Raw genomic sequence first — 10,353 nt, 5'->3', positions numbered from 1 at the left:
CGACCGCCGAGGGGTTCACCACGGGGGCGGGGGCCGGGGGCGGCTGCTGCTCCTCGCACGCCGCCGCGGTGACGACGAGGAGGGTGAGCGCCGCCGTGCTCGCCGTCCTGCGCACCCTGGCCCCGATCACCGCGGCAGGCTACCGCACGGCGGCCGGGACCCCCAGGGACGCCGCAGGGGCGGCACCCGTTCGGGTGCCGCCCCTGCGGAGGTCGATCTGGTCAGGCCGGGCCGATGGAGCCGGTCTGGTCGCTGGTGGCGGTGTGCTGCCCCGCCTCGCTCGGACCGGACTCGATCTCGGCGTGGTCGCCGTGCTGGGCCGCGCGGGCCCTGGCCAGCGCCGCGGTCTCCTCCGGGGGGTCCGGGGTGAGCCAGGAGCCCTGCACCGGGGCGCCCGCCGAGCCGAGCTTGTTCATCTTCTTCGGCACCGAGGTGCCCTGGTACTCCAGCGGGATGGGGTGGCCGTGGTCGTCGACCGGGCCCAGCGGCTGGTGCACCTCGATGAACTCGCCGTGCGGGAGGCGCTTGATGATGCCGGTCTCGACGCCGTGCTCCAGCACCTCGCGGTCCGAGCGCTGGAGGCCCAGGCAGATCCGGTAGGTGATGTAGTAGGCGATCGGGGGCAGGATCAGCAGGCCGATGCGGCCCATCCAGGTGGTCGCGTTCAGCGAGATGTTGAACTTGTCCGCCAGGACGTCGTTGGCCGCCGACAGCAGCGACACCATGAAGTAGGTGATCGCCATCATGCCCAGGCTGGTGCGGACGGGGACGTCGCGCGGGCGCTGGAGCAGGTTGTGGTGGGCGTAGTCCTTGGTGAACTTGCGCTCGACCCACGGGTAGACCATCGCCACGCCGCCCAGCAGGGGCAGGCCCAGGATGAACGGGAAGAACGCGGCCGGGATGGTGTACGGGCCGAGGTAGACCTCCCAGGAGGGCCACAGCCGGATCAGGCCGTCGGTCCAGCCCATGTACCAGTCCGGCACCGTGCCCGCCGAGATGTGCGCGGCGTTGAACGGCCCGAAGTTCCAGTACGGGTTGATCTGGAAGAGGCCGCCCATGACGGCGGTGACGCCGACGACGACGGCCATGAACGCGCCGCCCTTGACCGCGAACACCGGCATGATGCGCACGCCGACGACGTTGGTCTCCTTGCGCCGCACGCCCGGGAACTGGGTGTGCTTCTGGTACCAGACCAGCGCCAGGTGGGCGCCGATCAGCGCCAGCAGGATGGCCGGGACCAGCAGGATGTGGATCGAGTACAGCCTGGGGATGATGTCCTGGCCGGGGAACTCGCTGCCGAACAGCAGCCAGTGCACCCAGGTGCCCAGCACCGGGATGGACAGGATCAGGCCGGACATGATCCGCAGGCCCGCGCCGGAGAGCAGGTCGTCGGGCAGCGAGTAGCCCGCGAAGCCCTCCAGGGCGCCCAGCAGGAACAGGTTGACGCCGATGACCCAGTTGACCTCGCGCGGGCGGCGGAACGCGCCGGTGAAGAACACGCGGAACATGTGGGTGACCATGGCGGCCATGAACAGCAGCGCCGCCCAGTGGTGCATCTGCCGGGCGAACAGGCCGCCGCGCACGTCGAAGGCGATGTTGAGCGCGGACTCGTAGGCCCGCGACATCTCCAGGCCGCGCAGGTTGTCGAACGACCCGTTGTAGACGACCTCCTCCATGGAGGGGTCGAAGAACAGCGCCAGGTAGGTACCGGTCAGCAGCAGGACGATGAAGCTGTAGAGGGCGATCTCACCGAGCAGGAACGACCAGTGCGTCGGGAAGACCTTGTTGAGCTGCTTGCGCAGGCCCGCGGCCGGGTGGTACCGGTCGTCCGCCCACTTCGCAGCGCCCCCCGCCGCGCGCAGCGCGGCGTTGTTGGGCTTCGTTGGCGATGTGATGGCACTCATGACTTCCGCTCCCAGAAGGCAGGCCCGACGGGCTCGATGAAGTCCCTCTTGGCATAAAGGTAACCCGTCTCCTCATCGACCGCGATGGGGAGCTGGGCCAGCTTGCGGGTCGCCGGACCGAAGATGGGCTTGGCGTACGTGAGCGCATCGAATTGCGACTGGTGGCACGGGCAGAGAATCCTGTTCGTGCGCTGCTCGTACAGTGAGGTGGGGCACCCCAGGTGGCTGCAGATCTTCGTGTACGCGTAGTAGTCGCCGTAGTTGAAGTCCTCCTGGCCCTCGTGCTTGACGACGCGCGCGGCGTCCTCGGGGCGCAGGCGGATGAGCATCACCGGGTTGTCGGAGCGCTTGAGCGCGGCCGACAGGGCCTCGTGGTTGTCGCGCTCGGACTCGCGGAACGGGAACACCGTCTCCATGGCGCCCGCGTCGAGGTCCTCGGGCTTGACCAGCACGACGGCCTCGGGGTCACCGGTGGCGCGGCGCAGGAACACGCGCTCGCCGTCGGTGGACATCCAGCCGGTGTGCCAGAGCGAGTCCTTCGAGTCGGTCTGCGCCCACGGGTCGCGGACCAGGCCGCCGAGGGCGAACACGCCCAGGCCCAGGCCCATCGCGCCCGCGCCGAGCCCGGCGCTGCGCTTGATCAGCGAGCGGCGGCCGATGGTGGAGCGGACACCGGCGTCGGCCAGGTGGGCGACGAAGGTGGCCTGGTCGACCGGGTCCGACCCGCCGTCGTGGCGCTGCTGGACCGAGACCTCGTGCGGGATGAACTTCTTGGTGTAGAGCAGCGCGCCGACGCCGATGCTGGCGATCGACAGGCCCAGGGTCGCGCCGAGCACCGGGGTGTACAGCGAGTACCAGAAGTGGCCGGGCTGGTCGGGGGCGACGTACTCCGACGGCCACGCCACGAACGCGACCACGAACGCCAGGCCCGCCAGCGCGGCGAGCAGGAACCAGAACGCCACCAGCCGCTCGGCGCGCTTCTCCGCGCGGGTGCCCTTGACCGGCCACGGGTCCGGGTACTCCACGATCTCGACGCCGTCGAGCTTGCCGCCGAGCTTGACCAGGTCCTCGCGGGACATCTCAGCGAGCTCGGCCTCGCTGGGGAGCTTGTGCTCCTGGTCGGACGAACTCATGCCTTTGCCCCAATCCAGAGGGTCACGCCGACCAGCGCGGCGATGCCCACGATGAATGCGATCAGGCCCTCCGACTGCGGCCCCAGCCCGCCGATGGCGTTGCCGCCGGGGTTGTTGTTGCCGTCGGTGACCGACTTGACGTACGCGACGATGTCCTTCTTCTCCTCCGGCGAGAGCTGCCGGTCGGAGAACTTGGGCATGTTCTGCGGGCCGGTGAGCATGGCCGCGTAGATCTCGGTCTCGGTGACGCCGTCGAGCGCGGGCGCGTACTTGCCGGAGGACAGCGCGCCGCCGCGGCCGGTGAAGTTGTGGCAGCTGGCGCAGTTGAGGCGGAACAGCTCGCCGCCGCGGGCGGGGTTGTCGCCGATGAGCTCGCTGGCCGGGCCGCTGGGGAGCTGGACGCCACCACCGTGTGACTGCACGAAGGCGCTGACGGCGTCGACCTCCTCCGGGGTCAGCTTCGGGGGCTTGCGCTGGGCCTGGGCCTCCTGGCGGACCGCGGGCATGCGCCCGGTCGCGGTCTGGAAGTACACCGAGGCCTGGCCGATGCCGACCAGCGCGGGGCCGCGGTCCTTGACCCCTTCGAGGTTGGCGCCGTGGCAGGAGATGCAGGTGTTGTTGTAGACCTGCTCGCCCTTGCGGACCAGCGCCGCGTCGTCCTGGGCCTGGGCCACCGGGGGCTGCGGCGCGAGCGCGGAGTAGGCGAAGCCCACCGACAGGAGACCGAAGCCCAGGGCCAGGAGTCCGGCCAGGCGCCTGCGGAACTTGCCACGACTGCGTGGTTTCTTGGTCATTGAACGGCAACCCTTGCTGTCAGTGCGGGCTCGGCGGAGCTGTGGTGGGGGGCCCGGTCCGTCATGGCACGAGGTAGATGACCGCGAACAGGCCGATCCAGACGACGTCGACGAAGTGCCAGTAGTACGAGACCACGATGGCCGAGGTGGCCTGGGCGGGCGTGAACTTGCTCAGCCGGGTGCGGATGAGCAGGAAGACGAACGCGATGAGCCCGCCGATGACGTGCAGGCCGTGGAAGCCGGTGGTCAGGAAGAACACCGTGCCGAACGGCCCGGACGGGATGGTCAGGCCCTCGTTGACCAGCGTGTAGTACTCGTAGGCCTGCCCGCCGACGAAGATGGCGCCCATGATCAGCGTCAGCACGTACCAGCGCCGCAGCCCGAAGACGTCACCGCGCTCGGCGGCGAAGACGCCGAGCTGGCAGGTGAACGACGACGCGACCAGGATGATGGTGAACGGCAGCGCGTAGGGGACGTTCAGGTGGAACGCCTCGCCGCCCTCCTCCAGCGGCGGCGGCCAAGGGCCGGTGTTCTGCGCCTTGACGGTGAAGAACATGGCGAAGAGCCCCGCGAAGAACATGAGCTCACTGGACAGCCAGACGATGGTGCCCACGCTGACCATGTTCGGCCGGTTCAGCGAGTGCACGCGCTGGCCAATGGAGGGCGCTGCAGCAGTCACGCGTCGCATTATGTCCTGCGGTAACCCACCACGCCCGGGCGGGGCGCGCATGGAGCGCGTCACACCGCCGTCACGCGCGCGATATGCGCGCGGATGCGCAATTCAGGAGGTGCTGATGTCCCTTCTCGACCGGGTCCGGGCGCTGTTCGGCCGCGCCCAGCCCGAGCCGCTCTCACCCGACGACCCCGCGCTGGTGGTCGTGGCGGAGAACTTCGACCCGTCACGGGCCGCGTCCACCGTCCTGGCCGATTCCCCCGGCTGGGCGTCCACCGACCAGGTGGTGCTGCGGCACGTGCTGCTCCTGCCCGCCGACCGGGTCGACGAGGCGGCAGGGTTGATCGGTCAAGACGGCTACGAGCTGCGTGGACCGGTGGCCGGGCAGGACGGCCCCCTGCCGGGCTACCACGCCGTGCGCACCCAGGTGGTGACCCCGCTGGACTGCTCCCGGGAGCACTCGCGGATGGCGAGCCTGGCCCAGCGGCTCGGCGGCGACGCCCCGGGCTGGCAGCTGATGCAGCCCCGGCCCGAACCCCCGGCGGGGTGAAACCGATAACATCGCGGCGTCCCGATCGACCGAGCGTGAGGACGCCGAGCATGAGCACTCAGCCGCTGAAGATCCTGGTGTTCAGCCACCGGCCCGAGGTGCGGGAGAGCATCGTCACAGCCGTGGGCCGCCGCCCCGCCGCCGACGTCGGCCGGGTCGCCTACCTGGAGGTCGGCACGGTCTCCGAGGTGCTCATGGCGATGGACGAGGGTGGCGTCGACCTGGCGATCCTCGACGGCGAGGCGCAGCCGACCGGCGGCATCGGGCTGTGCCGCCAGCTCAAGGACGAGATCACCGACTGCCCGCCGATCGTCATCGCGGTGCGCCGCCGCGACGACCGGTGGCTGGCCACCTGGTCGCGCGCCGAGGGCGTGCTGGTGCACCCGCTCGACCCGCTGACCGCCGCGGAGACCGTCGCCGACGTCCTGCGGTCGCAGCGCCTGCCCGCCACCCGCGGCTGATGCCCGCCCCCACCTGGCCCGGCCTGCTCAACCGCCTCATCGACGGCACCGACCTCAGCACGCCGGACACCGCGTGGGCGATGGGCGAGATCATGTCCGGCACCGCCACCCCGGCCCAGATCGCCGGGTTCGCGGTGGCCCTGCGGGCCAAGGGCGAGACGCCCGAGGAGATCGCGGGCATGGCCGAGGGCATGCTCGCGCACGCCCGGCTGGTGGACGTGCCCGGCCGCGCGGTGGACGTCGTGGGCACCGGGGGCGACCAGGCGCACACGGTCAACATCTCCACCATGGCCGCCCTGACGACCGCCGCGGCGGGCGTGCCGGTGGTCAAGCACGGCAACCGCGCGTCGTCGTCGCAGTGCGGCACCGCGGACGTGCTGGAGGAGCTGGGCGTGGCGATCGAGCTGCCGCCCGCCGCGGTGGCCGCGTGCGTGCGCGAGGTCGGCATCGGCTTCTGCTTCGCGCCGGTCTTCCACCCCGCCTACCGGGTCACCGGTCCCCCGCGGCGCGAGCTGGGCATCCCGACGGCGTTCAACGTCCTGGGCCCGCTCACCAACCCCGCGCGGACGTCTGCGGGCCTGGTGGGGTGCGCGAACCCGCGGATGGCGCCCACCGTCGCCGCGGTGTTCGCCGGGCGCGGGGCGAGCGTGCTGGTGGTGCGCGGGGACGACAACCTCGACGAGATCACCACCACGACCACGACGCGGGCCTGGGTGGTCTCCGGCGGCGCGGTGCGCGAGGACGTCATCGACCCGGCCCGGCTGGGCATCGCCCCGGCCACCCCCGCCGACCTGCGCGGCGCGGACGCGGCCTTCAACGCCCAGGTCGTGCGCGACCTGGTGGCGGGCAAGCCCGGCCCGGTGCGCGACGCGGTGCTGCTCAACGCCGCGGGCGCGATCGCGGCCCACCGCGGGTTCACCCACGACCTGCACGCCGACCTGGAGCAGGGCTTGGCGCAGGCCGCCGGGGCCCTGGACTCGGGTGCCGCGGCGGCCCTGCTGGAGCGCTGGACCGCGGTGTCGCAGCGGCTCAAGCGGGCCACCCCCGCCTGACCCCCGGAACGCGACGAGGCCCCCGCTGCGGTGCAGCGGGGGCCTCGGTCGTCAGGGGAGCGCGTCAGTCGGTGCTGCTCGGGCGGGTGTGGTACTCGAACACCAGGCCGCCGACGGTGAACAGGATCAGCACGATCGCGATCACCAGCAGCCACACCTGCCAGAACGCCGTGGCGAACCCGGCCAGCGCCGCGGCGGCGGCCAGGCCGACCGGCCAGTACGAGCCCGGGGAGAAGAAGCCCAGCTCACCGGCGCCGTCGGAGATCTCCGCGTCCGGGTTGTCCTCCGGGCGCTGCTCCAGGCGGCGGGCGATGAAATGGAAGTACGAGCCGACGATCAGCGACAGGCCGCCGGTGAGGATGAGCGCGACCGTGCCGACCGCCTCGCCCGCCCACAGCCCGTAGACGATCGCCGACAGGAAGAAGAACCCGGTCGTCACGTCGAAGAGCCTGGCTTCGACCTTCATGCTGTCCTCGCAATCAGCGGTGGTGCCGCACGGTCTCAGTTGGACGCGGTGCGCAGGGTGCGGTCGGTGTTGAACGGCGTCGTGGTGACCGCGGTGGGCGTGCACAGCTCGCCGCAGTTCAGCTCGGACAGCGCCTCGGCGGCGGTGTAGGCCTTGCCGGTCTGCTTGTTCGTCTGCTCGCGCAGGTCGACGTACTTGTCGAACAGGTCACCCGGCAGCGCGCGGACCTCGAAGTTCATCCCCGAGTGGTAGGTGCCGCACAGCTCGGCGCAGCGGCCGACGAACGACCCCGGCTTGTCGATGCTGTTCTGGAAGGTGCTGTCCTGCTCGTTCTTCTCCGGGTGCGGGAAGACGTCGCGCTTGAACAGGAACTCCGGCACGAAGAAGGAGTGGATGACGTCCCGGGAGCGCAGGTTGTACTGGATGGTGCGCTCGGTCGGCAGCACCAGCAGCGGGATCTCGGCGGAGCTGCCGACGGTCTTGATGCGCTGCGGGTCGTCCTGGGCCCACTGGCGGGTCTGGCCGCTGGCCGGGTCCTTGATGGCGGCGTAGTCGAACTGCCAGTTCCACTGGAACGCCAGCACGTCCACGGTGACATCCGGGTCGGACTTCTCCTCCTGGATGTAGTTCTGCGTGGTGGCGGTGAAGTAGAACAGCACGACCACGATCACGACCGGGATGCCGGTGTAGATCAGCTCCAGGAAGTGGTTGTACTGGAACTGCTTGGGCAGCGCGTCCCCGCGCTTGCGGTGGGCCACCACCGGCCACAGGATCAGCGCCCAGGTGATGACGCCGATGACCAGCGCGGCGATGACCGACCAGGTCCAGAACTCCCGCATCGCGTCGGCCTGCGGGGTCACGCCCTCGGGCCAGCCGAAGCGCAGCACCTCGTTGGTGGAGCACCCGGAGGCGCCCAGCACGACCAGCGCCATCAGCCCTGCGACCTTGGCCAGCCGTCCCGGCGTGCGGTTCCCGTGCCCTGCGGCACCGGAGGCAGGTGTGCCCACTGCGCGACTCCTCCTGAAGGCGATCTCCCGGTGGCCCCACCCCGGCGCGGGTGCCGCCACCTGGGCAGCGGTGGTCCGCACTCGTCGTGGAGCCAAGCGGGAGCCTAGCCCAGCGACCCGGGCCACACCCTGCGAGGGGTGAGCGGATGTCGGTCACACCCCGGCGTGGGCACGACCTTGTCACGGGGGCGCAACCGCGCCCGGCATACTGGCGTCTTCCGGGACGAGCCGGAGCCTCCCCGCCCGACCCCCTGCCTCGGTTCGTCCCCTGCCCCAGTGCGACACGAGAGGTGCGCGAGAAGCGTGTGCGGTCTGCTTGGCCTTGTCTGCCCCTCCGAGATGGACGCCGCCGCCGCCCGCGCCGCGGTGGGCGCGGCGATGCGCTGCCAGCGCCACCGCGGCCCGGACGAGAGCGGCACCTGGACCGGTGGTGAGGCCGTCTTCGGCCACAACCGCCTGTCGCTGATCGACCTGGAGAGCTCGCACCAGCCGCTGGTGTGGGGCCCGCCGGAGAACCCGCAGCGCTACTCGCTGCTGTTCAACGGCGAGATCTACAACTACCTGGAGCTGCGGGCCGAGCTGGCCGAGCGGCACGGGGCCCGGTTCTTCACCGACGGCGACTCCGAGACCATCGTGGCGGCCTACCACCACCTCGGCGAGGCCTCGGTGACCCGGCTGCGCGGCATGTTCGCGTTCCTCATCTGGGACTCCCAGCGCGGCACGCTGTTCGGCGCGCGCGACCAGTTCGGCATCAAGCCGCTGTTCTACGCGGCGGGCCCGGGCGGGGTGGCGTTCTCCAGCGAGAAGAAGTCCATCCTGGAGCTGGCACCGGTGATCGGGGTGCGCCAGGAGCTCGACCGCAAGTCGCTCCAGCACTACCTGACCCTGCAGTACGTGCCGGAGCCCGCGACCATGCACACCCAGGTGCACCGGGTCGAGTCCGGGCACGCGTTCACCCTGGTCCCGGGCGAGCGGCCGGTGTTCAAGCGGTACTGGACGCCGCGGTTCAACCCCACCCCGGTGCACGGCCCGGCCGACGCCGAGGCGCTCTACGGCCGGATCGTGGACGTGATGGCCGACTCGGTCGCCAAGCACATGCGCGCCGACGTCACGGTCGGCTCGTTCCTCTCCGGCGGCATCGACTCCACCGCGATCGCCGCGCTGGCCCGCAGGCACAACCCGGACCTGGTGACCTTCACCACCGGGTTCGAGCGGCAGGGCTACTCCGAGGTCGACGTGGCGGCCGAGTCCGCGGCCGCGATCGGCGTCAAGCACGTGGTCAAGACGGTGTCGCCGCAGGAGATGATGGACGCCCTGCCGCTGATCACCTGGTACCTCGACGACCCGGTGGCCGACCCGGCGCTGGTGCCGCTGTGGTTCATCGCCCGCGAGGCCCGCAAGCACGTCAAGGTCGTGCTCTCCGGCGAGGGCGCCGACGAGCTGTTCGGCGGCTACACGATCTACCGCGAGCCGCTGTCGCTGGCGCCGTTCGAGCGGGTGCCCGGGTCGCTGCGCAAGTTCATGGGCAAGGTCTCCACCCGCATCCCCGAGGGCACCCGCGGCAAGGACCTGCTGCGCCGCGGCTCGCTGTCGCTGGAGGAGCGCTACTACGGCAACGCGCGCATCTTCCGCGACGACCAGCTCCAGCAGGTGCTGCGCACCTTCGACCCGTCGGTCTCGCACCGCGACGTCACCGCCCCGGCCTACCGCGAGTCGGTCGACCTCGACCCGGTCACCCGGATGCAGCACGTGGACCTGTTCACCTGGCTGCGCGGCGACATCCTGGTCAAGGCCGACAAGGTCACCATGGCCAACTCCCTGGAGCTGCGGGTCCCCTTCCTCGACCCCGAGGTCTTCCGCGTCGCGGCCACCGTGCCGCTGGAGCAGAAGATCACCAAGGAGACGACGAAGTACGCCCTGCGCCAGGCGCTGCGCCGGGTGGTCCCCGCGCACGTGCTCAACCGCCGCAAGCTCGGCTTCCCGGTCCCGATCCGCCTCTGGCTCAAGGACGAGATGTTCGACTGGGCGCGCGACATCATCGTCGCCTCCCAGACCGACGCCCTGATCGACAAGAACGCCGTCCTGCGGCTGCTGGAGGACCACCGCGCGGGCGCGCTCGACCACTCGCGGCGGATCTGGGCGCTGCTGGTGTTCATGCTCTGGCACGGGATCTTCATCGAGCGGCGGATCTCGCCGCGCGTGCCGGAGCCGCACTACCCGGTCCGGCTGTAGTCCTCCCGGCCGCGCCCCGGTGCGCCGGGTGCGCCGGCTGGATCACGAGAACGAGTGAAGGACGGGTGCGAGGAGGCTTGC

General features: G+C 71.0%; 10 protein-coding genes. 4 read left to right on the top strand and 6 right to left on the bottom strand.

Features of this window, described 5'->3' with window-relative positions; translation table 11 throughout:
• Positions 1 to 221 precede the first annotated feature (221 nt).
• The 4 genes from qcrB to ctaE form a co-directional block, all read right to left on the bottom strand.
• Complete coding sequence (qcrB, locus tag BJP25_RS01785) at positions 222 to 1,904, bottom strand: cytochrome bc1 complex cytochrome b subunit (RefSeq protein WP_075972996.1); 1,683 nt, start codon at positions 1,902 to 1,904, stop codon at positions 222 to 224.
• On the bottom strand, positions 1,901 to 3,037 hold the full coding sequence (gene qcrA / locus BJP25_RS01780) for a cytochrome bc1 complex Rieske iron-sulfur subunit (RefSeq protein WP_075972995.1): 1,137 nt from the start codon (positions 3,035 to 3,037) through the stop codon (positions 1,901 to 1,903). Before qcrA ends, qcrB begins: the two co-directional genes overlap by 4 nt.
• Positions 3,034 to 3,831, bottom strand: a complete 798-nt coding sequence (gene qcrC, locus BJP25_RS01775; RefSeq protein WP_075972994.1) for a cytochrome bc1 complex diheme cytochrome c subunit — start codon at positions 3,829 to 3,831, stop codon at positions 3,034 to 3,036. The genes qcrA and qcrC overlap by 4 nt, the downstream gene beginning before the upstream one ends.
• A 61-nt stretch (positions 3,832 to 3,892) precedes the next feature.
• Positions 3,893 to 4,519 (bottom strand): aa3-type cytochrome oxidase subunit III, encoded by a 627-nt coding sequence (gene ctaE, locus BJP25_RS01770; protein WP_075972993.1) that lies wholly within the window; start codon positions 4,517 to 4,519, stop codon positions 3,893 to 3,895.
• 106 nt (positions 4,520 to 4,625) lie between these two features.
• On the opposite strand from ctaE, the gene BJP25_RS01765 reads away from it, so the two are divergent.
• The 3 genes from BJP25_RS01765 to trpD are packed head-to-tail and all read left to right on the top strand — an operon-like array spanning position 4,626 to position 6,567.
• Complete coding sequence (locus tag BJP25_RS01765; RefSeq protein WP_075972992.1) at positions 4,626 to 5,054, top strand: hypothetical protein; 429 nt, start codon at positions 4,626 to 4,628, stop codon at positions 5,052 to 5,054.
• 50 nt (positions 5,055 to 5,104) lie between these two features.
• The gene (locus BJP25_RS01760; protein WP_075972991.1) at positions 5,105 to 5,515 is read left to right on the top strand and encodes a response regulator; all 411 of its coding nucleotides are present in this window, start codon (positions 5,105 to 5,107) and stop codon (positions 5,513 to 5,515) included.
• Complete coding sequence (gene trpD, locus BJP25_RS01755; RefSeq protein WP_075972990.1) at positions 5,515 to 6,567, top strand: anthranilate phosphoribosyltransferase; 1,053 nt, start codon at positions 5,515 to 5,517, stop codon at positions 6,565 to 6,567. The genes BJP25_RS01760 and trpD overlap by 1 nt, the downstream gene beginning before the upstream one ends.
• Positions 6,568 to 6,631: 64 nt before the next feature.
• Here trpD and BJP25_RS01750 read toward each other — a convergent pair whose 3' ends face one another.
• A complete protein-coding gene (locus BJP25_RS01750) occupies positions 6,632 to 7,033 on the bottom strand; it encodes a cytochrome c oxidase subunit 4 (protein ID WP_075972989.1) in 402 nt (133 codons plus the stop codon).
• A 35-nt stretch (positions 7,034 to 7,068) separates the two neighbouring features.
• Positions 7,069 to 7,965, bottom strand: coding sequence for an aa3-type cytochrome oxidase subunit II (gene ctaC, locus BJP25_RS01745; protein WP_198943310.1), 897 nt, complete (start codon positions 7,963 to 7,965; stop codon positions 7,069 to 7,071).
• Between the two features lie 378 nt (positions 7,966 to 8,343).
• On the opposite strand from ctaC, the gene asnB reads away from it, so the two are divergent.
• On the top strand, positions 8,344 to 10,272 hold the full coding sequence (gene asnB / locus BJP25_RS01740) for an asparagine synthase (glutamine-hydrolyzing) (RefSeq protein ID WP_075972988.1): 1,929 nt from the start codon (positions 8,344 to 8,346) through the stop codon (positions 10,270 to 10,272).
• Positions 10,273 to 10,353: the final 81 nt, after the last annotated feature.

The organism is Actinokineospora bangkokensis, assembly GCF_001940455.1.
Lineage (GTDB): Bacteria > Actinomycetota > Actinomycetes > Mycobacteriales > Pseudonocardiaceae > Actinokineospora > Actinokineospora bangkokensis.
This window is presented reverse-complemented; position numbering and strand designations above follow the sequence as displayed.